The 21,676-nt window shown below is 71.7% G+C and carries 21 protein-coding genes and 1 pseudogene; 5 read left to right on the top strand and 17 right to left on the bottom strand.

Annotation, left to right across the window (positions count from 1 at the left end; genetic code table 11):
- Positions 1–1,038 precede the first annotated feature (1,038 nt).
- The 11 genes and pseudogenes from ACFC1X_RS21805 to ACFC1X_RS21755 form a co-directional block, all read right to left on the bottom strand.
- Positions 1,039–2,625 (bottom strand): hypothetical protein, encoded by a 1,587-nt coding sequence (locus tag ACFC1X_RS21805; protein WP_376356031.1) that lies wholly within the window; start codon positions 2,623–2,625, stop codon positions 1,039–1,041.
- A gap of 174 nt (positions 2,626–2,799) precedes the next feature.
- Positions 2,800–2,987: pseudogene (locus tag ACFC1X_RS21800) on the bottom strand (SAM-dependent methyltransferase); the annotation flags it as partial.
- A gap of 228 nt (positions 2,988–3,215) precedes the next feature.
- Positions 3,216–3,653: a very short patch repair endonuclease gene (locus ACFC1X_RS21795; RefSeq protein WP_376356278.1), complete on the bottom strand. Its 438-nt coding sequence runs from the start codon at positions 3,651–3,653 to the stop codon at positions 3,216–3,218.
- A 158-nt stretch (positions 3,654–3,811) separates the two neighbouring features.
- Positions 3,812–5,110, bottom strand: coding sequence for a hypothetical protein (locus ACFC1X_RS21790; protein ID WP_376356029.1), 1,299 nt, complete (start codon positions 5,108–5,110; stop codon positions 3,812–3,814).
- The gene (locus ACFC1X_RS21785) at positions 5,107–5,403 is read right to left on the bottom strand and encodes a hypothetical protein (RefSeq protein WP_376356027.1); all 297 of its coding nucleotides are present in this window, start codon (positions 5,401–5,403) and stop codon (positions 5,107–5,109) included. The genes ACFC1X_RS21790 and ACFC1X_RS21785 overlap by 4 nt, the downstream gene beginning before the upstream one ends.
- Complete coding sequence (locus ACFC1X_RS21780; RefSeq protein ID WP_376356025.1) at positions 5,400–7,829, bottom strand: SUMF1/EgtB/PvdO family nonheme iron enzyme; 2,430 nt, start codon at positions 7,827–7,829, stop codon at positions 5,400–5,402. The genes ACFC1X_RS21785 and ACFC1X_RS21780 overlap by 4 nt, the downstream gene beginning before the upstream one ends.
- Before the next feature lie 159 nt (positions 7,830–7,988).
- Positions 7,989–8,129 (bottom strand): hypothetical protein, encoded by a 141-nt coding sequence (locus ACFC1X_RS21775; protein WP_376356023.1) that lies wholly within the window; start codon positions 8,127–8,129, stop codon positions 7,989–7,991.
- The gene (locus ACFC1X_RS21770; RefSeq protein WP_376356021.1) at positions 8,126–8,887 is read right to left on the bottom strand and encodes a class I SAM-dependent methyltransferase; all 762 of its coding nucleotides are present in this window, start codon (positions 8,885–8,887) and stop codon (positions 8,126–8,128) included. The genes ACFC1X_RS21775 and ACFC1X_RS21770 overlap by 4 nt, the downstream gene beginning before the upstream one ends.
- A 214-nt stretch (positions 8,888–9,101) precedes the next feature.
- A complete protein-coding gene (locus ACFC1X_RS21765; protein ID WP_376356019.1) occupies positions 9,102–9,707 on the bottom strand; it encodes a hypothetical protein in 606 nt (201 codons plus the stop codon).
- A 76-nt stretch (positions 9,708–9,783) separates the two neighbouring features.
- Positions 9,784–10,251: an SRPBCC domain-containing protein gene (locus ACFC1X_RS21760; protein ID WP_376356017.1), complete on the bottom strand. Its 468-nt coding sequence runs from the start codon at positions 10,249–10,251 to the stop codon at positions 9,784–9,786.
- A 136-nt stretch (positions 10,252–10,387) separates the two neighbouring features.
- Entirely contained in the window at positions 10,388–11,209 is an 822-nt protein-coding gene (locus ACFC1X_RS21755) for a helix-turn-helix domain-containing protein (protein WP_376356015.1), read from the bottom strand.
- Positions 11,210–11,386: 177 nt separating this feature from the next.
- On the opposite strand from ACFC1X_RS21755, the gene ACFC1X_RS21750 reads away from it, so the two are divergent.
- Entirely contained in the window at positions 11,387–12,166 is a 780-nt protein-coding gene (locus ACFC1X_RS21750) for an SDR family NAD(P)-dependent oxidoreductase (RefSeq protein ID WP_376356013.1), read from the top strand.
- 27 nt (positions 12,167–12,193) lie between these two features.
- Here the strand turns inward: ACFC1X_RS21750 and ACFC1X_RS21745 are convergent, their stop codons facing one another.
- Together ACFC1X_RS21745 and ACFC1X_RS21740 are read right to left on the bottom strand one after the other, a co-directional pair.
- Positions 12,194–13,216: an SEC-C metal-binding domain-containing protein gene (locus ACFC1X_RS21745; protein WP_376356011.1), complete on the bottom strand. Its 1,023-nt coding sequence runs from the start codon at positions 13,214–13,216 to the stop codon at positions 12,194–12,196.
- A gap of 101 nt (positions 13,217–13,317) precedes the next feature.
- On the bottom strand, positions 13,318–14,718 hold the full coding sequence (locus tag ACFC1X_RS21740; RefSeq protein WP_376356009.1) for an MFS transporter: 1,401 nt from the start codon (positions 14,716–14,718) through the stop codon (positions 13,318–13,320).
- Positions 14,719–14,881: 163 nt separating this feature from the next.
- On the opposite strand from ACFC1X_RS21740, the gene ACFC1X_RS21735 reads away from it, so the two are divergent.
- From ACFC1X_RS21735 to ACFC1X_RS21720, 4 genes are all read left to right on the top strand, one after another.
- Positions 14,882–15,430, top strand: a complete 549-nt coding sequence (locus ACFC1X_RS21735) for a winged helix-turn-helix transcriptional regulator (protein ID WP_376356007.1) — start codon at positions 14,882–14,884, stop codon at positions 15,428–15,430.
- Positions 15,431–15,528: 98 nt separating this feature from the next.
- Entirely contained in the window at positions 15,529–15,840 is a 312-nt protein-coding gene (locus ACFC1X_RS21730; RefSeq protein ID WP_376356005.1) for a DUF6412 domain-containing protein, read from the top strand.
- A 106-nt stretch (positions 15,841–15,946) separates the two neighbouring features.
- The gene (locus tag ACFC1X_RS21725) at positions 15,947–16,660 is read left to right on the top strand and encodes a YidC/Oxa1 family membrane protein insertase (RefSeq protein ID WP_376356004.1); all 714 of its coding nucleotides are present in this window, start codon (positions 15,947–15,949) and stop codon (positions 16,658–16,660) included.
- Between the two features lie 162 nt (positions 16,661–16,822).
- On the top strand, positions 16,823–17,680 hold the full coding sequence (locus ACFC1X_RS21720) for a fumarylacetoacetate hydrolase family protein (RefSeq protein WP_376356002.1): 858 nt from the start codon (positions 16,823–16,825) through the stop codon (positions 17,678–17,680).
- Positions 17,681–17,715: 35 nt separating this feature from the next.
- On the opposite strand, the gene ACFC1X_RS21715 is transcribed toward ACFC1X_RS21720, so the two are convergent.
- From ACFC1X_RS21715 to ACFC1X_RS21700, 4 genes are all read right to left on the bottom strand, one after another.
- Complete coding sequence (locus ACFC1X_RS21715) at positions 17,716–18,927, bottom strand: DUF4185 domain-containing protein (protein ID WP_376356000.1); 1,212 nt, start codon at positions 18,925–18,927, stop codon at positions 17,716–17,718.
- Between the two features lie 95 nt (positions 18,928–19,022).
- Positions 19,023–19,895 (bottom strand): LLM class F420-dependent oxidoreductase, encoded by an 873-nt coding sequence (locus ACFC1X_RS21710; RefSeq protein WP_376355998.1) that lies wholly within the window; start codon positions 19,893–19,895, stop codon positions 19,023–19,025.
- Positions 19,896–20,009: 114 nt separating this feature from the next.
- A complete protein-coding gene (locus ACFC1X_RS21705; protein WP_376355997.1) occupies positions 20,010–20,495 on the bottom strand; it encodes a heme-degrading domain-containing protein in 486 nt (161 codons plus the stop codon).
- Positions 20,492–21,583, bottom strand: a complete 1,092-nt coding sequence (locus ACFC1X_RS21700) for a Gfo/Idh/MocA family oxidoreductase (RefSeq protein WP_376355995.1) — start codon at positions 21,581–21,583, stop codon at positions 20,492–20,494. Before ACFC1X_RS21700 ends, ACFC1X_RS21705 begins: the two co-directional genes overlap by 4 nt.
- Positions 21,584–21,676: the final 93 nt, after the last annotated feature.

The raw sequence follows: 21,676 nt of genomic DNA, 5'->3' as shown, positions 1-21,676 counted from the left end.
TGGCTGACGGCCCGGCCCAGCCGCGCCGACCGCGCCACGACGTTGTTGGCGAAGCCGCGCACGGCGGCGCGGGCCACGCCGACGGATTCCTGCCGCACCTGCGCGACGTGCCGCTCGGTGTCCTGCCGTACCCGCTCGGCGGCCTGGGCCGCGGCATGGGCGGCCGCCGCCCGCTCCTGCCCCCGTACGTCCGCCACGGCCGAGGCCACCGCTCCGGGGACGGCACGCAGCCGCTCGGCGAGCGGGGTCCCGTCGAGCTGCGCCGGCACGAGGAGCCGGGCCTCGGCCCCTTCACCGCCCTTCGCCACCGCGGGTACCACGGTGGCCGCGATGTGCCTCACGCACTGCTCGGCCGCGACGAGTTGCAGGGTGAGCCGGTCGGCGTGCTCGCGCAGCTGCTCGGCCCGGCGCCGCGCCTCGTCGCGTTTGCGCCGGAAAGTACCACGCGGCCCCGACTCCGGCCACCGCCAGCAACGCGGCGGCGCTCACTATCAGTTCAGTCATCAGGTCCTCACGGATCGGAAGCCGTCGGTGGGGGTGGGCCGAGACCGGGGGACGGCGGCGCGAAGGCGCGAAGCGCGAGGCGCGGGACGACGTACCGGCACGCCCGTGGCACGGCCGGGGGTCGTCAACAGGCAGAAGAGATCCGGTGCTGTCTCCCGGGACCACCGCGCGCCGAGGAGCCGGCGATTCGTGGGACGGTGAGGGCGGCGCACGACATGGATCTCCAAGCAACACACGAGGCCGGTACGAGCTGGGGGCGACGACGACGCGGACTCAAGGCGCCCCGGGACCCCGCAGGCCCCGACTCACCCCGAACTCCCGTACCCGCGAACGTCGTTCGACGTACGGCAAGGGACCCTACCCCTTGCGCTCACGCCTCGTGCCGGCCTGGTGACCATGTAACGGAGCCGTCGGTGGATTGAGCCGAAAAATGCGCGGATGACAGCCAACTCCATTTGGCCGAAAAGAGGTTGGCCTTGAGGGATGACACCCTGGTACTTGCAGGGCGCAGGACGGGCCACACCTCCGTGTGTGTCACCCCGACGCCAGCTGCTCCGCGATCTCCTTGATCCAGCCGTCCGTCTTGGACGGGTCGTTGAGGCTCGCCACCCACGCCTCCTGGCCGAGCTTGTGGTCGGCGGGGCCCGACTTGAGCGCGATGAGCAGGGACATGCCGGACTGCCGCATCTCCTCCGTCGTACCGCCGCTCCCGGCGATGTCGGGCCCCGCGGCCAGGGCGTAGATCTCCCGCGCCATGGCCGCCCGCTCGCCCTTGGACACCTTCTTCCAGAACTTCAGGGCGTGCTGGAGCGATTCCTTGCGGGACGCCGCCTCGGCAGGTGTCTCGCCCTCCTTCGCCCAGATCTCCGGGTGGCGGACCTCCTCGTAGCGCTTCGTGGCGGCGCGGAGCGCCTTGTAGAGGGTGACGCCGAGGACGAGTCCGGCGCCGGCGCCGGCGAGGCCCCAGCCGACCGGATTGGACGCGAGCCCGGCCGTTCCCGCCGCGACCGCCGTCACGACCCCGGCGGCGGCCTTGGTGGACTCCCCCAAGGCGCCACCGATGGTCTCTTTGCCGATCTTGGTGAGCTGCTTCTTCTTCGCGTACCCCTGGGCGGTGCTCAGTTTCTCTACATTCTTCTCGGCACGCTGGAGGCTCTCGGCGGCGTCACGGGCTTCACCCATCGCGTCCCAGGCGGCATCGACGGCCTCGCCGATGAGCTCCAGCCGCCCCTCGCCTTCCTGCTTCCAGTAGGCATCCAGCGCGACGTACGCCTCTGCGGCGGCCCAGTTGGCGTGTTCCCGCGACTCGTTCAGCCGGGCCAGTGACTCGGCGTGGACGAGATGAGGATCGCCCAGCTCCTTCACCCTCTTGTACTTCCGCGCAGCACCCCCGACCCGGAACACGGACCGGACGCTCTTCATCCCGGCGACGGCGGCGCTGGCGACACCGCTCGCCTCGGAGGCCACCGCGGCGTCCGCCGCCTTCTGGATCTTGGTGACTTCCTTGGCGATGGCCGCGCTGTAGGCGCCCGAACCGGCGGCGCCGACGACCGCGTCGGTCCCCTTGGTCTTGGCCCTCTTGTTCGCGGTGTGGTGCTCGGCCCCGTTCCCGCTCTGCTTGGCGTCCTTCAGGCTCTTGTAAGCGTCCATGCCGCTCACCACGGTGCCGGCGGCCTCGGTGAGGAGGTTCCCCGACGCGGCGGAGGTCCCCGAGGCGGCGGTGGAGTGCTTGAGCCCCTCGTTGGCGGAGACGGCGGCCTGCTGGGTGAAGCCGGCGTTGGTGGGCGTCTGGACGCCCTTGATCCAGGTGTCGATGGGTTCGAGATTCTTCTTGAACCGGTCGAGCAGCGAGGCGATCCGGTCCCGGTAGCTCTTCCGCTTCTGCGCCCCGTCACCCCCGACGCCGCCGTTCTCCGGCGCCTTGCCCTTGTCCGCGCCGCGCGCACGCTGCACCGCCGCGGCCGCGGCCCGGTTCCCGGCGCTCCCCTGAATCCCGAGCAGCACCTGCTCCGCCGACCGCCCGGACCCACCCCCGTCCCGGCCCCTTTCCCCACGCTGCCGGGCCGACGCGATGGTGGCCACGGACTGCCGTGTCTCGGTTCGGTTGACCGGGCTGCTCATGGGTGTACCTCTCCTGTACCGGACGGGGCGAGGCGAAGGTAGCCAGGCTCGGCGAACGGGAGGGGAGCGGTGGGGGAAATCTTTGGGGATGGTGGGGGGCGGGTTGTGGTGGGGGCGCCGGGAGGCCGGATCCGAACCGCCGTGCCGACCGGCACCAGGCGGCACGGCTGCGGATCAAGAAGCGCCGATGCGGACGGCGGTGGTCGCCAGGGTCATGTAATGCATCGTGAAGTGACCCCCAGGGTGTCGATGGCGTCCCCGATCGCGCCCGGTACCCCAGTCGGTTGGTCGGGGCGAAGCCAGGTGAGGCCGCCGGTGGTGGGAAGCAGGTTCAGCCACTGGTCGCGGGTGTAGAACCGCTCTATCTACCACAGACAGAGCCGACATCGCGGTTCGTGCGCTCAACCGCCACCTTTGGCCCCCAAACTCTTGCGCTGGTGCGGCTAGATCGCGCGCACTAGCTGTGCATCGACGCGAATGCAGCCAGACAGCTTCCCCCACAGAAACCGCTTACGGAACTGCATCCGCTGGAGACAGAGTAAGGGAGGGAGAAGGGGGTGACATGGCCTCTTCCGCCATGGTGAGAAGCGTTAAGCCTCCAGGTCGGGACGCTGCACAGCCTGGGCGCCCGAGTGCGGGGTCTTACGGGACCGTGCCCTTCGGTCGGACACCGCCTTGCAGACCGCGTGCGAGCACTCTTCCGCCGGCTCGTGCTCCCAGAAACGGAGTACGAGCCACCCAGCCTCCCTGAGCCGCTGGTCAGTGTCACGGTCACGCTCCACGTTGCGCAGGACTTTCTCGGACCAGTAGCCCTGATTCGTCTTCGGTGGTACGTAGTGCTCGGGGCACCCATGCCAATAGCAGCCGTCGATGAAGACGGCAACCTTGGCCGGGCGGAACACCATGTCCGCAGTCCGGCGCAGGTCTGGCAGAGGACGGGCGGCGACACGGAACCGCAGGCCTTGGACATGGACTAGCCGCCGGACCAGCTTCTCTGGTTTTGTGTCCCGGCTGCGAATCGCCTGCATATTCCGGCGGCGCGCAGCGGACGAAGCCCAGGAGCCGTCTGGCGCTTCCCACGCGAGATCCTCTGACACACCACAGAGGGTAGTCCGTGGAGAGCCCCCGAAGTTTTGCGCCTCTTCGGGGCAGTCGCGTCCTGGGCCGGCGGGGACGCCCCTTCTCTCTAGCGCCTGCTCTGTCCACCCCGCAACGACGACAACACCAACCGCCCGTACCGCGTAGTCAGCACCCCCGCAGTCGCCGCCACCGACAGAGCCAGGGCGATGAGCAGGTGGGACAGGGAGTCGTCGCCCAGGACCTGGAGGACGCCCAGGGCCGTGCCCAGCGGTAGGCCGAGGACGGTCAGGACGCCCAGGGCGCCGCTGATCTGCTGGCTCTCCTGGGTCTGGACCAGGCGGCTGTAGTCGGCGGCCTCCGCGAGGATCTCGTTGAAGCGGGCCGGAAGCCGGTGCTGGTTCTGGAAGGCGAGGAGGAGTTCGTTCGCGGGGCCGTGGGCGGTGAGGTGCTGACGCCAGTAGCCGCTGCGGAAGTGCGCGATGTTGCGTTCCAGGGCGGCGACGCGGCGGGCGAGGTGCCGGGGCGAGGTGAACACCTCCGACAGCTCGTCGGTGAGTTCGTCGATGTGGTCGCGCTGGAGGGAGCCGAGGAGGAGAGCGTCCAGGTAGACGGTGCGGGAATGGAGCGCGCCGAAGCGGTAGAAGTCCGCTTCGCCGGTGTCGGCGCGGTGGCCGAGGAAGGCGGCGCCCTGCCGCAGTACCAGGGCGCTCCAGTCTCCGGAGATGCGTACGACGTCCTGGAGGTGAGTCGCGAGAGTCTCCGGGGCCAGCGGGAAGTCCTGCGGGCTGGAACGGGAGGCCAGTTGCCACAGCCAGCGGTCGGCGGTGGTGGGCAGTTCGCCCTCGGGGCCGTCGCGGAGCGCGGGAGTGTGCCGTGCCGTCGGGGTGAGGAACGCGATCGTGTACGGCCGGGAGAGTGCGAAGGGTGTGGTCGGGTCCCCGACGTCGGCGACGCCGTCGAGGAGCAGGGCCGGATCGAACGGCCCGGTGAGTCCGACGAGAGGCTCGCCGGTGGCGGGCGAGCCGCGGCCGGCCAAGGTGCGTAGCACCGGGAGCAGCGGTGTTTCGGCACTCAAGTGCAGGACGGCCAGCGCGTGGTCGGGGTCGCGGGCCGTGGCAGCACGGAGCAGTTCTATTCCCAGCAGGTGCAGCCCGTCGTGCTTGAGGTCCATGGGCAGGTGCCAGCGGCGGGGGCGTTCGGGGCTGCCGTAGAGGGCCCGGGCGGAAGCGGGGGCGAAGTAGGTCGATCTCGTCGCCGAGTCCGTACGGCGGCTGCCGAGTTCGAACGGGAACGGGCCCTGTGGCCAACTGGGGGCACGGCGCAGACGCGCGGGCAGGACGACGGTCAGTTCCTGCCGGGCTCCCGTGACGTCGTCGAGCCGTGGCGTGGCCTCGGCAGCCGTCACCGGTAGTACTCAGCCGGGTCGGGCTGGTCGAGACGGATGACGAACTCCGCCTGACCGGGGCTCGTGGCACTGATGTGGAAGCGCACATGCTCGCCGGTACGGATGGTGCGGAAGCCCTCCGTCACGATCTGCCGGTAGTCGAAGTTGTAGTACCGCTCGTCATCGTCGTCCCGGACGACGTAGGAACCGACCGTGCCACTCGCTCCTCCGCCGCTCGGCCGCCGGTCCACGATGGTCCCGTGCCGCGGCCCACCGCTGCCGCCGAAACCGCCGCCCTCGCCGCTGACGCTCATGGCCTTGTCCCCTCCACTCCAGTCGTGCTGACGCTCCGGGCCGTGGCGGGGCCGTCCCCCGTGTCCACGTCCTCGACGCAGCGGAAACCGACCGCGTTGCTTCCACCACGTTTGCGGTAGATGCCTTTCGTGCTGGTCTGCACCGCGCGCATCGGGTTGTCGTAGCTTCCGCCGCAGATGACGGCCTCGGCCGGGTCGTCCACCGATGTGGAGGTCCACTCCCAGCAGTTGCCCACCATGTCCAGGACGCCGAACGGGGAACGGTTGCCGGTGCGTTCGTCCGTGGGCTTGACGCCGGCCCGGCGGACGGCCTCACCCGCGAAGTCCCGAAGCCATGCCTGGTACGTCGTGACGGGGCGGCCGACCCACGTGTCGGCGCAGTTGACCCGGCTGATGTCCGGGACGTCGCCCCAGGGGAAGAGCCGTCCGTCGGTTCCACGCGCGGCTGCCTCCCATTCGAGCGAGGTCGGCAGCCGTTTCCCTTCGAACGCCGCGAACGCGTAGGCGCTCCACCAGCTGACGCAGGTTGCCGGATGGTTGTCGAAGCCCCGGTTCTCGTAGTAGTCGGGGTGACGCAAACGGTTCGTCCAGGGACGGTGGGTGATATGGGACGGCTGCTCCGGGTGGTCCCAGCGCGAGGTCCCGTCCGGGTCGAGTGAGTCGAGGAAACGCCGGTAGCGGGCGACCGTCACGGCACGGCGGTCGAAGAGGACGGAGCACGTGACGCGTCGGACCAGTAACCGCTCGGCCGGGCCTACGAGGTACGCACCGGCGGGCAGCACGCAGTCGTCGCCCTCCGTGGCGCCGGCGCCGGCTGCGTCGTAGGGCATTCCGGCGAGGAAGGCACGCACCTGCTCTGTCAGGAAGGCGCCGCCGGATAGGCCGGCCACGGCTTCCCTATGAGCCGGATCTGCGAGATACCGGGCAGCCAACAGCTCCTGGTAAGCAGTGTGCGCGAACGCTACGTGGTCCGGCCCCGCCGGGCGCAGCAGGGGCGCGAGGACGCAGGAAGCCGGATCGAGCCGTCCGTCCGTGAAGGCGTCGCCGCCCAGTTCGCGATGCAGGTCCAGCAGGGAGAACACCGTGCGGTCGGTCAGGAACGCCCGGCCCAGTGTGGTTGGCAGGCGCTGTTCCAGCTCGGGACGCCCGCGCTCGGTCAGCGTGCGCGTGAGGTGGGTGCCGAGGATCTCCGCGAGAGGCCGGCCCGGGGCAAGACCGAGCCGCGCGGTGAGACCTCGCTCGAGCGGCGTCGCCTCGGGCTCGGTGAGGCGGACGACATGGAAGTGCGGAACGCGGGACGGGTCCACCCCATTCGCGTACATCTGCTCCACCAGCTGTTCGGAGCGGCCGGCGCCGCTGTCCACCAACTGACGTACCTGGGGCGAGTCCGCCAAGAACGAGACTCGGGAGCTGATGACAACGGCGGACTCGGCGGACAGGACGGCCGAGAGATCGGTGAACAGGCGCAGGAACCCGGCGGGGCTCGGTTCCGTGACCCCTTCGTCGAAGGCGTCCAGCACGCACAGCGCGGTCCCGGAGCGGATGAGGTAGAGGAAGAGGTCGTACGCGCGGGAACGGTCCGAGGCCATGGCCGGTGCGAGGACCCGGGCGGCGTACTCGGAGAAGGGCTCGTCCTTCGGCTTGAGGCCGAGATCGAAGTAGAAGCGGAAGCGGCGGACCTCCGGATCCGCGGCCAGGGCGCGCAGAAGAGTGCTTTTCCCACTGCCCGGGCGCCCGGTGACCAGGACGTTGGCGCTGCCACCAGCGAGACGGGCAAGGAGCTCGGCCGCGTCTCCGGACTCCGTCACCGTCGATTCACCGGTGCGTGGGTCGGCGCTCAGGACCGATGCGGCGACAACGGTTCGAGGCCCGGGGGGAGTCCCCCTCACGTCCCCGGGGGCGGCAACTCCGGAGACTCCGGCGAGGTGGGTGTCGAGATTGACCACGGTGTCGACGAAGCCGTCGTATCGCACGATCCGGAAGTCGGTTCCGAGCAGCTGGTGGAGCGCGCCAGGAGCCGCACCACCCTCGTTGTCCACCACGACGAACCGGGTGAGCTTGGGCAGCCGCGTCCGGAGCAGTTCACCGCCGCGGGAGGTGAGGACGGTGCCGAGGTCGTCGGCGTCTCGGGAGAGCATCAGCTCCACGTACTCGAGCCGCATCCCTGATTCCCGGCAGAACAGCAGGTACACGGTGTCCGGGCTGAGCACGAATCGCTTGGCCTGCCGGTAGCCGAGGGTGACATGAAGTCCTGCGAGGAATTCGCAGCGACGTGCGACCTCGGGGGCCACGTCCGGCTCCCCACCGAGGAGGGCCGCGCTCCCGGTGTCCGTGAACCAGATGAGGACATCGACGAGCCTTCGTACGGCGAGCAGCCCGTCCTCGTCGCTGATCTCGTACCCGTCGTGCGTGGAGCGGTTGCGCAACCGCCGGATGTCGTCGAGTGCGTCCAGAACGGTGCTGCTGCGGATGTATGGGCGGCAGCGCTTGACCAGGTCGTTGAGTGCCTTGGTCGAGGGGTCACCCTCGACGTCGTGATGCCGCCACAGCTCTTTGAGGAGCTTCTCGGTCAGCTTCCCGACCAGTTAGACGGCGTTCTCCGGATAGCCGTCGTTGAGCGACCGTAACGGGCGTTCCAGGTCGAGTCCGAGACGGTCGGCGATCCGCGAGTGATCGTCGAGTTCCCTACGCAGGCGCCGCAGCCGTTCGTCGACGACGGTGCTCACGTGTTGTCCTCCCGACGTTGGCCGAGAACGAACGCGAACCGGTCCGGGAAGACCAGCACGGGCTCCGGGTGGGCGGCTCGCATCTCTTCGACGCCCTCCTCGATCTCGCTGTCACTGAAGGTGGAGAGCAGCGACATGTAGCGGGCGCGGACCATGTCGAGGTACCTGTCCCGGTCGATGCGGAGTTCGTGCTCGACGTAACTGAGCCGGGTCTCCAACCCGGCCCGGCGCAGCTGCGCTTCGATCAGGGCCGGGTCCGGCTGCAGCTCTTCGAAGCGCGAGAGGGCCGCCTTGAACAGGGGGTACCTGATGGTGGCGGGAAGCATGACGATCAGCAGCCGGCCGCCTGGGGCCAGCCGGCCGGTGAGCCCGCGCAAGGTGCGCGCTGGGTCGGCGACATGGTGCACCGCCTCCTTTATCCAGATCGCGTCCACTTCCTCATACGGCAGCCGGACCCGGGCTTCGGCGATGTCCTCTGCCGAGGCCACGACCGGCATCAGCTCTGGCGCGGGCGGGGTGCCGAGTCCGCGGAGCATCGCTTCGGAGGGGTCAACGCACAGAATGGGATGGCTGGGGCGTAGCTGCCTGGCCAGCTCTCGGGCGAAGAGGCCTGTGCCGGAGCCGATGTCGGCGATTCGGTCGGCGGGGCCGAGCCGCAGTGCCTCGGCAATTCGGCCGGACATCCACGGGACGTACTCCGGTCCGTAGACCCAGTGCTCGTCGTACTCGGCTGCGAGCCCGTCGTAGTGTCCCCGCATTCCGCCCCGCTCCACCGCTGTCCTCGCGTTTCTCCGTGTCTTTCCAGGCCGTGCAGCCCGTGGTCGCCGGGCAGGCTATCGCGGGTGGCGGTGTGACAACAGTGCGTAACGCGTCAGGTCGCTACCAGTGCCCCTTGGCCGTCGGTGCTCATTCGACCCACGGGCTCCTGTGTCCCGGGGGGCTTCGGGCACAGCGCCCTTCTTCCGGCGAACCTCACGACATGTCGCGGAGCCGTTCCAACTCGGCTGCCCGGCGCAGGTCCTTCGGGCGGCCCAGCGCGCGTTGCATGTGGATGAGGTCCGGGAGGGTCGGGATGCGGATTTCGAGGCCGTCGGGGGAGGCTGCGGTCTCGGACCTGGCGAGGACGGCCCGTAGATCCACTTCGCCCCACGGAAGCGACGGCGTGCAGCAGTCCCCGCATGCCCGTGTGGAGTCGAAGGTGGCCTTGGGGCGCAGGAGCAGCTCCGGGTCGGTCGACGCGTCGGATGTGTCGTCCGCCCGGAGCCTGCAACCTGCGGCGGCGAACGCTGCGCCGAGTGCCACGGTGCTACTCGGGTCCGCGTCCCACAGCAGGTCCAGGTCTCCGGTCAGCTCGGTGGATCCGTGCATGATGCCGGCCACCTGACCGATGACGATCACGTGGACGCCGCTCGCCTGGAGCGTTGCGAGGAGGGGGAACGGGTCGAAGCCTCTGGCGCTGTCGGTTGCGATGGTTCCCACGGTGTCGTCGGCGGCGTCGTGCGTCCGGCCGGTGGTTGGGCGCGTGCCGGTCAGGGCGTCGATACGGCGTACGGCGTCGCGCAGCCTCTGTACTCGCATCCGTACAAGAAACCACTCGCGGTCCGCGAGCCGCATCCCTATTGTCCGCGACCCGCGTATCCGAGACAGAGGGGGCTCATCCCTTCGCCCCGTCCCCCAAGAACCCCTCCAACCCGTCCAGCAGCATCCCGCTCCCCTCCTCCGCCATCTCCCGCTCCTCCACCGAGTCGCAGGTCTGGCTCAGGACGAGCAGCGTGTTGCGCGGGCCCTGTTCCGTCAGTTCGACGGTCATCGTCGCCTGGTCCGGGCGGCCCGGGATGTCCATGCCGATGGTCAGGGCGCGGTTCTCGGTGACCTCGACGTAGGAGCCCGTGAGGGGGAACTCCGTGCCGTCCGGCGTGCGCATCGTGGCCTTCCAGGGGCCGCCCGGGCGGACGTCCATCTCGACGGAGCCGGGGGCCGCGTGGGCCCACTGGGCGTACTGGTCGGGGGTGGTCCAGGCCTGCCAGACCTTGGACGTGGGGGCGTCCAGGGTGCGGGTCAGGGTGTAGGAGAGGCCGTCGGCCGGGGTCGGGGCCGGAGTGCGGGTCTGGTCGGTGCTCATGTCGTTGCGTCTCCTCGGGTGCTGCGGTATCCGCTCGGGTTCCGGCGGGATCCGTCAGGGATGTCGCACCTGTAGACGTCCGGCACGGCGGGAACTCATCGGTCCGCCAGCCCCGGAGGCGGCTTAGCCGACGGTTTCAGCGTCCCGCCGCAGTCGACCCGAGCAGCGCCAGCCGTTCCGCGTCCGGCGTGCCCGGGACCGGGTGGAAGGCGACGAGCATCATGCCGTCGGTGTCGGTGATGTGGAGCTTCTCGCGGCTGAGGGTGAGGTCGCCGACCTGCGGGTGCCGGAAGAGCACGGTGGCGCTGCCGCGGGGGCGTACGTCGTGCCGGGCCCAGAGTCTGCGGAAGAGCGGGCTGGCGAGGGACAGCTCCCCGACGAGTTCGGCACAGCGGGGGTCGTCGGTGTCCGGGCCGACCGCTTCCCGGAAGCCGGCGAGGAGGGCCGCCGCGGCTCTCTCCCAGTCGGGGAAGAGGCTCTGCTCGCCGGGGTCGAGGAAGACGTCCCGCAGCCGGTTGCCGCCCGTGACCAGGCGCGGGGAGAGCGCCGCGGCGAGCGGGTTGGCCGTGAGGACGTCGAGGTGGCGGCCCTCGACGAAGGCGGGCACGGGCAGCAGCTCGACGAACCGGGCGGTGCTGGGCGGCACCGTCTCCCGGTGCCGGCGCCGGGTGCGGCGGGGCCGGTCGGCGGCCAGGCCGAAGAGGTGGGCGCGGGTGTCGTCGTCGAGCCGCAGCACCTCGGCGAGCGATTCGAGGACCTGGAGGGACGGCCTGCGGTCCCGGCCGCGCTCCAGGCGCAGGTAGTAGTCGGCGCTGATGCCCGCCAGCATGGCCACCTCCTCGCGCCGCAGCCCCGGCACCCGGCGCACGCCCCTGACGGGGATGCCGGCCTCCTCGGGGGTCACCAGCTCGCGCCGGGCGCGCAGGAACTCGCCCAGCAGATTCGGCTGCTCGTTCATACGCCCACGCTCATACGTCCCACGCTATGCCGCCCCTGGACCGCCGGCGGCCCGGGAGAGGGGGTCCCGTCACTCCCCTGGATACGTGGGGAACTGGCTCGGCGCGCGGGCCGGGACGAGGGTGGGAGACGTCCCGAACCCGCCGGCCGCGGCGCCGGCCACCGACAGGAACTCCACATGAGCAAGCTCGCACTCGTCACCGGCGCGACCTCCGGCATCGGCCGGGCCTTCGCCGAACGCTTCGCCGCCGACGGCTACGACCTGATCGTCGTCGGCCGCCGGGAGGACCGCCTCACCGCGTTCGCCGCCGCGCATCCCGAGGTCGCCGTGCGCGCGGTCGCCGCCGACCTGTCCACCGAGGCCGGTATCGACGCGGTGGCGGCGTACTGTGCCGACGAGCCGCTCGACGTCCTCGTCAACAACGCGGGCGTCGCCCACTACATGCCGCTGGCCGACCTGCCCGCCGACAAGGCCCGGGAACTGGTGAACGTCAAGGTCCTCGCCCCCACCCAGCTCATGCGCGCCGCCGTCGGCGGCATGCGGCGCCGGGGCAGCGGCACCGTCGTCAACGTCGCCGGGATGATCGCCTTCTCCGGCCCCGCCGACAAGTCCCAGATGCCGCGCCGCGCTGTCTACGCCGGTGCGCTCGCGTACCTGGTGGCGATGGGCCAGACGCTGGCCGCCGAGGTCGAGGACTCCGGTGTCCGCGTCCACGTGGTGTGCCCGGGCGTGGTCGCCACCGAGTTCCACTCCGCGCAGGGCATGGACCTCAGCGGCGTCCCGCGCATGAGCGCCGACGACGTCGTCACCGGCGCCCTGCGTGGTCTGGAACTCGGCGAGACCGTCAGCGCGCCCGGTGTCGAGGACCACCGCCTCCTGGAGAACGTCTTCACCGCCGACCTCGCCGCCTTCGGGGGCCAGAGCACCGACCTGGCCACCCGCTACCGCGACGCCTGACCCTTACCAGACGTTGTCGGACAGGCCCTAGTCCGAGCCGTGGCACTCCCCGTACGCCCGCCCCGACCCGCACCAGCAAGCCGCCCCCCGCTGCGGCGGCCACGCCACCGCCAGCCCCCGGGCCGCCAGTGTCGTCGCGTACTGCGGGAGCAGGGACGGGTCGGTCGGGGACGCGCTCTCCGAGGCCGCGAAGGCCTCGTAGGACGGGACCGTGCCCGGCACCACGCCCAGGTTCGGGGTGCCGGACGAGGCCAGTTCGCGCAGGGCCGCCTCTATCGTCGCCAGGTGCTCCTCGTAGGAGGGGTACTCGGCGGCCAGGGCCGGGTACGCCTCCAGCAGTTCCGTCAGTTCGCCGGCCGGCCAGTGCAGCATCGCCACCGGGAAGGGGCGGGACAGGGCCTCGCGGTAGGCGCCCAGCTCGGCGCGGAGGCGGGAGATCTCCGCCTCCAGGTCCGCCGGGTTGTCCGAGCCCAGGGACCAGACCCGCTTCGGGTCGTGCAGCTCGTCCAGGGAGACCGGCATGGTGTGGAGGGTGTCGGCCAGGGTGTCCCACTCGTCGTGGGGCAGGCCCAGCATCCTGCGGACGCGGTGGCGGCCGTAGAGGAGCGGGTGGGTCGAGTACGGGGGCTCCGCGCCGTCCGTCAGGAGCAGGCGGGCGCCCTCCGTGAGCGTCTCGTGCGCCGCCTCCAGCTCGTCGTGGGACTCCAGGGCCTCGGCCACGATCACCCAGGCCGCCGGGTCGCGCGGTGCCGCCGCACGGACACCGTCGATGATCGCCCTGGCCTCCGCCTCGTGGTCGTACTCCCAGAGGTTCGACGCCTTCAGGGCGCGGACCAGGGACGGGTTCTCCAGCTCGGGGGAGCCGGTGGCGGAGGACAGCAGGCGGTCGTAGAGCGTGGTCGCGGCGGGGCGGTCGCCGGACAGTTCCAGGTGGGCCGCGGCGCGCAGCAGCAGGGCCTCCGCGTCCTCGGGGTAGAGGCCGGCGGTCCGCTCCAGGCGGGCCGCTTCGGCGGCGTGGTCGACGTTCTCGGCGGGCGTGTCGGGGCGCATGGGGGACACCGTACTGCCGGGAGGTGACGAAGGTCAGGCACCCGGGTGGCGGACACCGGCGGCGGTCGGCCGGGCCAGCGGGCGGCTCGGCCTCCGCCGGGTCAGTCCCGCTCCCGAACCGTCCCGACCAGCACCCCGGCCGCCACCGCCAGCCCGGCCGACACCCACAGCGCCGTGTCCGCGCCCCGGCCCAGGCCGCCCGCCGACGTCACGATCGCGATCGTCAGGGCCACCCCGGCGCACGAGCCGATGTAGCGGAACGTCTGCTGCGCGCCCGAGCCCATCGCCGCCCGCCCCACCGGCACCGACTCCACCGCGAGCAGCGGCAGCGCGGCGTTCACCAGGCCGCTGCCCACGCCCGCCACCACCAGGCCGGGCAGCAGCCGGTGCCAGGAGCCCGCCTCGACCGCGCCCAGCATCGACAGGGCGCCGCCCGCGTGCAGAACGAAGCCGACGGCCAGTTGCCGGGGCGGGGAGATGCGGTGGGCGATGCGGCGGGCCTGCAGGGACACCACGAAGGACGGGCCGGACCAGACCAGGAAGAGCCAGGCCGTGTCCATCGCGGACAGGCCGAGCGCCCGTTGCAGCAGCGCCGGCAGGAAGCTGAACAGGCCGATCATCGCGAGGCCCGTGAAGAGCCCGCCCGCGGACGACGCCAGGAAGCGCGGGCGGCGCAGCAGCGACAGGTCGATCATCGGGGTGGCCGCCCGGCGCTCCAGTACGGCGAACAGGGCGCCCAGCAGTACGGCGGCCGCCAGCAGCAGCCCGACCGGTGCCCGCAGCCAGCCCTCCCGCCCCAGCGTCAGCGCGGCCACCAGCGCGACCAGCGCCAGGCCGAACGTCACCGCCCCGGCGAGATCCGGCCGGCCACCCCGCGGTGACCGCGACTCCGACAGGCCCCGCGTCCCCAGCCCCGCCACCACCAGGGCGACGGCGCCCAGCACCCCGTACGCCACCCGCCAGTCCGGGATCGCCCCGACGACCAGCGGGCCGGTCGCGATGCCGCCGCTCACGAAGGCGCCCCACACGCCGGTCGCGCGCAGCCGCCCCGCGGGGGTCGGGAAGGCGTGCACGAGCAGGCCGAGGCTGCTGGCCAGCAGCGCCGCGCTCGACGCGCCCTGCGCTATGCGGGCCAGCGTGAAGAGCCAGGTCGTGGACGCGAACGCGCCCAGCACCGTGGTGACGCCGAGGGCCAGCGTGCCGGAGACGAAGATCCGGCGGCGCCCGTAGTCGTCGGCCAGGCTGCCGACCACCAGGAGCAGCGCGGCCAGGCCCAGCGGGGTGCCGTTCAGCAGCCAGGCCTGGGCGGAGACCGGGGTGTGCAGGTCGGCGGCCGTCTGGGGGAGCGTGACCATGGGCGCCGTGTACGTCATCAGGGCCACGGCGGTCGCCGCGCTGGTCAGGGCCAGGGTGCGGCCGGGGTGCGGGGGCGCGGCCCGGTCGGTGCCCGGCCCTTCCGGGATGACGGCCGTTCGCACGGGGTCCGTGCCGGTGTCGGTCATGGCTGCCCGCCTTCTCGATTCGATTCGGTGCCAGATGTGTGACGTGTGGTGTGTGGTGTGTGGTGTGTGGGTTCGGTCAATGAACTGACCTGAGCGCGGTCAACTTAGCATCATCGGTTCGGTCAATGAACCAACAACGGGGAAAGTGGCTACAGTGGACGTCATGGCACTGGGCAAGGACTACGCGGCACAGGAGTGTTCGATCGCCCGCGCGCTGGAGGTCGTCGGCGAGCGGTGGACGCTGCTGGTGATCCGCGACGCGCTCTACGGCGTCCGGCGCTACAACGACTTCCTCGTCCACCTCGGCATCCCGCGCGCCGTCCTGGCCAACCGCCTCCAGGCGCTCACCGCCGAGGGCATCCTGGAGAAGCGCCGGTACCAGGAGTCGCCGCCCCGGGACGAGTACGTCGTCACCGACCGCGGCATCGCCCTGTGGCCGGCCCTGCGGGCGCTGGGGATCTGGGGGCGCGAGCACCTCGGCGGGGAGCCGATGCGCACCTTCTGGCACGCCGACTGCGGCACGGAACTCAGTCCGTACGGCGCCTGCCCGGCCTGCGGAACCGTCGTGGCCGTCCGCGACATCCACATGAAGCCGGGCCCCGGACTCGACCCCGACCCGGCCGACCCCGTCAGCCGGGCGCTGCTCGGACCGCGCCGGCTGCTCCAGCCGATCGAGACCGAGCCGCAGCCGTCGGCGGCCGATCCCGCCTAACGCCCGCGCCACCTCCTGTGCAAAGCCAAGTCCTGTATAACTGGGGCAAACGCGCGTACGAGAACGTACGAGAACGCAGAGGAGAGGGGGAGCCGTCGATGACCCAGCGACGGGCCGTCCTGCGTCCCCTTCTCGTCCTGCTGCTCGTTCTCCTCCCCGTCGCGCTCGTCGACGTGGGCAACCTCTCCGCGACCGTCGCGCTCGCCGCGACCGCCGCCGTCGGCTCCGCGCTCGCCGTCTGCGCCGTCATCGCCGCGCGCTGCGTGCCCGCCGTGCCGCCGACCCGGGTGCGTACGGCCATCAGGGACCGGGACCTGCGTACCGCGTTCCTGCCCCAACGCGATCCCGACGCCGCCGGCCGCCGCCGGCCCCGAGCGCCCGGACGCACCCTCCCGGCGACCACCGCGTAGGGCACCCGCTTCACCGAAGCCACGGAAGTCACCCCCGCGCGGGGCGTGTCGTCATGCCGCAGTCCCAGTCCCGGCACGACGAGACCCTCGGAGGGCTCACCCACTCATGTCCGTTTTCGCCAGCCTGGTCGAGCACCTCGCCGACCTGCTCCAGCCGCTGTTCGGCGCCTCCGCCGCGGCCGCCGCCATCGTCCTGTTCACCGCCCTCGTACGGCTCCTCGTCCACCCGCTGTCCCGGGCCGCCGCCCGCGGGCAGAAGGCGCGCGCCGAACTCCAGCCGAGGATCGCCGAACTGCGCCGCACGCACGCGAAGAACCCCGAACGGCTGCAGCGGGCCGTCCTCGACCTGCACACCGAGGCGAAGGTGTCCCCGCTGTCGGGCTGCCTGCCCAGCCTGTGCCAGATCCCCGCGTTCTTCCTCCTCTACCACCTCTTCTCCAACTCCTCGATCGGCGGCGAGGCCAACGCGCTGCTCTCCCACCAGCTCCTCGCCGCCCCGCTCGGCGGGCGGTGGGCCGACGCGCTCGGCGACGGCGGCCCCTTCGGGAGCGCCGGTCTCGTGTACGCCGCGCTGTTCGCCGTCGTCGCCGGGGTGGCCTTCTTCAGCTACCGGCTGACCAAGCGGACGATGGCCGACCGTCCCTTGCTGCCGGAGGCGGACGGGCAGCGGGTGCCGGGGCTCGGGGCGATCACCGGCGTCATGCCGTTCATGTCCTTCTTCACGCTCGTCACCGTGGCGGTGGTGCCGCTGGCCGCCGCGCTGTACGTCGTCACCAGCACCACGTGGAGCGTCGTGGAGCGGGCCGTCCTGTACCGGTGAGGCTCCGGTGCCGGTCAGGCTACGGTCCAGTACGTGAACGGGGTATTGCGGAGTGGACCCTGACCTTGGAGGATCGACCAACCCTCCGATGGTGTCGCGTGCCTGCCGCACCCAGGTCGCACCTCATCGGGCGGGCTGCCCGAGACCGAGGAGTTGGGGATCATGAAGCTGTTGCGAGTCGGTACGGCGGGGTCGGAGCGACCCGCGCTGCTCGACGCCGACGGGATCCTGCGTGACCTGTCGGGCGTGGTGACGGACATCGACGGAGCGCTGCTCGCCGACTCGGCCGCGCTCGGCCGGGTACGGTCCGCCGCCGAGGCCGGTGAGCTGCCCGCGCTGGACGGCGCCGGGCTGCGCGTCGGGCCGCCCGTGGCGCACATCGGCAAGGTCGTGTGCATCGGGCTGAACTACCACGACCACGCCCGCGAGACCGGGGCCGAGCCGCCCGCCGAGCCCGTGGTCTTCTTCAAGGCGGCGGACACGGTGGTCGGGCCGCACGACACCGTGCTCGTGCCGCGCGGCTCCGTCAAGACGGACTGGGAGGTGGAGCTGGCGGTCGTGATCGGGCGCACGGCCCGCTACCTGGCGTCGGCGGAGGAGGGGCTCGCGTGCGTCGCGGGGTACGCGGTCGCGCACGACGTGTCGGAGCGGGAGTTCCAGATCGAGCGCGGCGGCACCTGGGACAAGGGCAAGAACTGCGAGACGTTCAACCCGCTGGGCCCCTGGCTGGTCACCGCCGACGAGGTCCCCGACCCGCAGCGGCTGCCGCTGCGGCTGTGGGTGAACGGTGAGCTGAAGCAGGACGGGACGACGGCGGACCAGATCTTCCCCGTCGGCGAGGTCGTGCGGTACGTCAGCCAGTTCATGGTGCTGCGTCCCGGTGATGTCATCAACACCGGGACGCCGGCGGGGGTGGCGATGGGACAGCCCGAGCCGAAGCCGTACCTGCGCGCCGGGGACGTCGTCGAGCTGGAGATCGACGGGCTGGGACGGCAGCGGCAGGAACTGAAGGACGCCTGACGCCTCGCGTTCCGAGGCTGACTCAGGGCGCGATCTCAGGGCGCGATGCCGTCGTACTGGAGCACCCAGTACGGCGGCTCGTGCAGCTTGCCGTTCCACTGCGAGACGATCAGCGTCAGCGAGTTCGGGCCGGCGCTGCCCGGGTGGATGTATCCGCCGTAGAGGAACGGGACCTGGGGCTTCCCCCAGTGGCTCGGGGGGAGCCGGTTGTCGCCGACGATCTGCGGCTTGGGCGACGACCACACGGCGTCCGGACGGGACGCGGTGCGTGTGCAGATCGAGTAGTCGGTGACATCGAAGTAGCTCATGCAGTAGGTGCCGCCGATCCGCTTGACGGAGAACTCCCCGATGTTGTTGCCCGAGAGGATGACCGAGGGCGGGGCGGAGCGTGTCCACCGCCATCCGCCGTCCACGAAGGCCCAGTTCTCCTGCGCCCCGAAGTTCCCGGCGCGGAAGTCGTCGGGGCGGATGCGGAACAGCTGGATCGCGCCGCCGTCCGCGGTGTTGACGTGGGTGCCGTTCCAGCGTTTGGAGAAGATGTACAGCCAGCCGTCCGGGTCGATGCCCGCGAACGACCACATGCCGTACATGGACTGGTTCACGCCCTGGGTGTCGCCCGCCCAGTGGTACGGGTAGTCCCGCCACGTCACACCGTGGTCGTCGGAGTAGGCGACGCCGGACATCAGCGAACCGTCGTACCCGGCGGGCGGCGTCCAGGTGGCCACGGAGGTGTACTGGATGTACGTGCGGCCGCCGAACTCGATGCAGTCGTTGGGGATGCGGCTCACCTCGAAGCCGTGCCCGTTGTCCCGGTCGTGGCCGTAGGCGAACAGTTGGCCCGCGCGGCCGGCGGTGGGCATGGCCCAGGTGAAGGAGATGGGGGTGGCGCCGGAGGCGTCGAAGCGGTCCTGGTTGAGCATCACCGGGGAGCCGATGTACTCCCCGGTCTGCTGCATGCCCCGCCAGGCGTCGCCGAAGACGTAGCCCCAGGTGCCGTCGTGTTCGCGGTAGTACGGGATGGCGAGGTCGCCGGAGCCCAGGCCCTGGGCGGCGGCGGAGTCGCCGGGTTGGTCGCACAGCGGGGTGCCCGCCTGGAGCACCCGGGCCGTGGCGCCGCGCGGTGCCGCGGCGGCCGGTGCGGCCGCACCGGCGACGCCGAGGGCGCCCATGGCGAGCCCCATCCCGGCCTTCAGGGCGGTACGGCGGCTCGCGTCGCGGTGTGGGTTCGGCTGTGCTGAGTCGGACATCGGCACTCCCCGTTCCGGCTGAATTAGAAATCCGCTCTAATTCCTAGCAGGATCCCGGTGGTGCCTACAGCCACTAATGAGACAAGGGCGACCGCTCAGTCCAGCAGCGCGGCGAGCCGCCGCCAGCCCTCCCTGGGAGTCTGCGTCATGTCGTCCTCCACCACCTGGAGGGCCACGTGGTCGGCGCCGGCGTCGAGGAAGGCGTCGATCCGGGCGCGGATCGTGGCCTCGTCGCCCCAGGCGAAGACGGCGTCGATCAGGCGGTCGCTGCCGCCGCCGGCGACGTCGTCGTCGGTGAAGCCGAGGTTCAGGAAGTTCTTCGTGTAGTTCGGCAGCTCCAGGTACCGGGCGAGGTAGGCGCGGGCCGTCGCGCGGGCGCGGGCCGGGTCGGAGTCGAGGACCACCTTGAACTCCGGGGCCAGCAGCGGCCCCTCGCCGAGCCGCTCGCGGGCCTGCGCGGTGTGCTCCGGGGTGACCAGGTACGGGATCGCGCCTGCGGCCCGGTCCCGGGAGAGGTCCAGCATCTTCGGGCCGAGCGCGGCCAGCACCCGGTGGCCGGAGCGCATCCCGGCCCGGTCCAGGCCGTCGAGGTAGTCGACCATCGTCGAGTACGGGCGGCTGTACCCCTCCACGCGCGGGCCGTGGCTCACCCCGAGGCCGAGCACGAAGCGGCCCGGGTGCGCCACCTCCAGCTCGGCGAAGCTCGCCGCCGTCTCGGCCACCTCGTGCTCCCAGATGCTCTGGATGCTGGTGCCGACGACGATCCGCGAGGTCGCCTCGATCAGCGGGACGGCGTGCCGCGCGGAGCTGTTGCCGCCCAGCCACAGGGCGCCGTACCCGAGCTGCTCCAACTCGGCGGCGGCCTCGGCGCGTTCACCGGCGCCCGCCGGGTCCTCGGCGCGCAGCTGCACGCTCCAGACGCCGTACCGTCCGACCGATTCCCGCAAAGAAGCCTTCGTGTCGCTCATCAGCCGCGATCCCTCCGGTGGGGCGTTGTGATCGTCATGCGTACACCGCGTGCCAACCGGAGGGGGCGGGCTGTGATTCCCGGCTGCCGCCGTACGGGCGGCAGGGCGTACGGGCTACTCGCCGAGGAAGCGCTCCAGCGCCTCCACGACCAGCAGGTGGTCCGCCACCTGCGGCAGCCCGGACACCGTCACCGAGCCGACCACGCCGACGTCGGCCACCGTGACCGGGAAGGAGCCGCCGTGCGCCGCGTACCGGTCGGGGTCGAGCCGCGAGGACTCCTCGAACGTCGTGCCCTTGGCCCGGAAGCGCGAGCCGACCAGGTACGACGCCGAGCCGTACCGCTCCACCACCCGGCGCTTGCGCGCGATCCAGGCGTCGTTGTCGGGGGTCGAACCGGGCAGCGCTGCGTGGAAGAGCTGCTGCCCCGCGCGGTGGATGTCGATGGCGACGGGCGCCTGCCGCTCGCGGGCCAGTTCCACCAGCAGGGAGCCCAGCGCCCACGCGTCGTCGTGGGTGAACCGGCGGAAGACCAGGCGGCGTTCCTGCTCCTCCAGCTCCGCCACGGTCGGTACGGACGCCTCGTTCTGCCCGGCGCTCACAGGGCCACCACCACTCCGTCGCGGGCGGACCGGCGGGCCGCCTCCAGTACGTCCAGGGCGTCGGCCGCCTCCCGGGCGTCCACCGGGTTCGGGCCGCCGGCCAGCAGGGCCTTCGCCACGGCCGCGTAATAGGCCGGGTAGTCGCCGGGGACGGTCGGCGCCACGCTTCCGCCGCCGCTCACCGGGGACTCGCCGGAGCCCACCCGACCCCACAGCGCCTCGTCCTCCTCGCCCCAGCCGGGGCCCGGCCGCGCGCCGTCGCGCAGCGCCGCCTCCTGCGGGTCCAGGCCGTGCTTGACGTAGCCGGCCTTCGAACCGAGCACCCGGAAACGGGGGCCGAGCTGGGCGGCGGTGGAGGAGACGTAGAGGTGCGAGCGGACGCCGCTCGCGTGGGTGAGGGCGATGAACGTGTCGTCGTCCGCCTCCGCGCCCGCGCGCCGGACGACGGACTCGGCGTACACCTGCGTGACCGGGCCGAACAGGACCAGGGCCTGGTCGACGACGTGGCTGCCGAGGTCGTACAGCAGGCCCCCGATCTCCGCCGGGTCGCCGGACTCGCGCCAGCCGCCCTTGGGCTGCGGCCGCCAGCGCTCGAAGCGCGACTCGAACCGCCATACGTCGCCCAGGGCGTCCTCGGCGATCAGCTCGCGCAGGGTCAGGAAGTCGTTGTCCCAGCGGCGGTTCTGGAAGACGGAGAGCAGCAGGCCGCGCTCCTCGGCCAGCGCCGCCAGCTCGCGCGCCTCGGCCGCCGTGCCCGCGACCGGCTTGTCCACCACGACCGGCAGACCGGCCTTCAGGGCCGTCGTCGCGAGCGGCACGTGCGTCTTGTTCGGGGAGGCGATGACGACGAGGTCCAGCTCGGCGGCCCGGTCGAACAGCTCGTCCGGGGTCGCCACGGTCCGTACGTCCGGGAACTCGGCGCGGGCCTGCCGCTGCCGCTCCGGGTTCGAGGTGACGACGGTGTCCAGGGTCAGGCCCTCGGTGGCGGCGATCAGCGGGGCGTGGAAGACGGAGCCCGCGAGGCCGTAGCCGACGAGGCCGACGCGCAGCGGACCGCCGGGGGCGTGGGCGGGGGGAGTACCAGTCATGCCTCCCACTTTCGCAACGGTGTTGCCAAAGTGCAAGCGCCGGGGACAATGGGGGCGTGAACGGAGCGAACGGCGGAGGTACGGGGACGGGCG

Source organism: Streptomyces sp. NPDC056128, from assembly GCF_042263835.1.
Lineage (GTDB): Bacteria > Actinomycetota > Actinomycetes > Streptomycetales > Streptomycetaceae > Streptomyces.
The sequence above is the reverse complement of the archived record's forward strand: the minus strand, read 5'-3'. Positions and strand labels throughout refer to the sequence as shown.

Coding starts and splice junctions, on each gene's coding strand:
- ACFC1X_RS21725 (WP_376356004.1), top strand. CDS start 15,947: ATGTCCGTTTTCGCCAGCCTGGTCGAGCACCTCGCCGACCTGCTCCAG.
- ACFC1X_RS21740 (WP_376356009.1), bottom strand. CDS start 14,718: ATGACCGACACCGGCACGGACCCCGTGCGAACGGCCGTCATCCCGGAA.
- ACFC1X_RS21720 (WP_376356002.1), top strand. CDS start 16,823: ATGAAGCTGTTGCGAGTCGGTACGGCGGGGTCGGAGCGACCCGCGCTG.
- ACFC1X_RS21710 (WP_376355998.1), bottom strand. CDS start 19,895: ATGAGCGACACGAAGGCTTCTTTGCGGGAATCGGTCGGACGGTACGGC.
- ACFC1X_RS21730 (WP_376356005.1), top strand. CDS start 15,529: ATGACCCAGCGACGGGCCGTCCTGCGTCCCCTTCTCGTCCTGCTGCTC.
- ACFC1X_RS21770 (WP_376356021.1), bottom strand. CDS start 8,887: ATGCGGGGACACTACGACGGGCTCGCAGCCGAGTACGACGAGCACTGG.
- ACFC1X_RS21765 (WP_376356019.1), bottom strand. CDS start 9,707: ATGCGAGTACAGAGGCTGCGCGACGCCGTACGCCGTATCGACGCCCTG.
- ACFC1X_RS21750 (WP_376356013.1), top strand. CDS start 11,387: ATGAGCAAGCTCGCACTCGTCACCGGCGCGACCTCCGGCATCGGCCGG.
- ACFC1X_RS21745 (WP_376356011.1), bottom strand. CDS start 13,216: ATGCGCCCCGACACGCCCGCCGAGAACGTCGACCACGCCGCCGAAGCG.
- ACFC1X_RS21755 (WP_376356015.1), bottom strand. CDS start 11,209: ATGAACGAGCAGCCGAATCTGCTGGGCGAGTTCCTGCGCGCCCGGCGC.
- ACFC1X_RS21715 (WP_376356000.1), bottom strand. CDS start 18,927: ATGTCCGACTCAGCACAGCCGAACCCACACCGCGACGCGAGCCGCCGT.
- ACFC1X_RS21795 (WP_376356278.1), bottom strand. CDS start 3,653: ATGCAGGCGATTCGCAGCCGGGACACAAAACCAGAGAAGCTGGTCCGG.
- ACFC1X_RS21735 (WP_376356007.1), top strand. CDS start 14,882: ATGGCACTGGGCAAGGACTACGCGGCACAGGAGTGTTCGATCGCCCGC.
- ACFC1X_RS21785 (WP_376356027.1), bottom strand. CDS start 5,403: ATGAGCGTCAGCGGCGAGGGCGGCGGTTTCGGCGGCAGCGGTGGGCCG.
- ACFC1X_RS21700 (WP_376355995.1), bottom strand. CDS start 21,583: ATGACTGGTACTCCCCCCGCCCACGCCCCCGGCGGTCCGCTGCGCGTC.
- ACFC1X_RS21805 (WP_376356031.1), bottom strand. CDS start 2,625: ATGAGCAGCCCGGTCAACCGAACCGAGACACGGCAGTCCGTGGCCACC.
- ACFC1X_RS21760 (WP_376356017.1), bottom strand. CDS start 10,251: ATGAGCACCGACCAGACCCGCACTCCGGCCCCGACCCCGGCCGACGGC.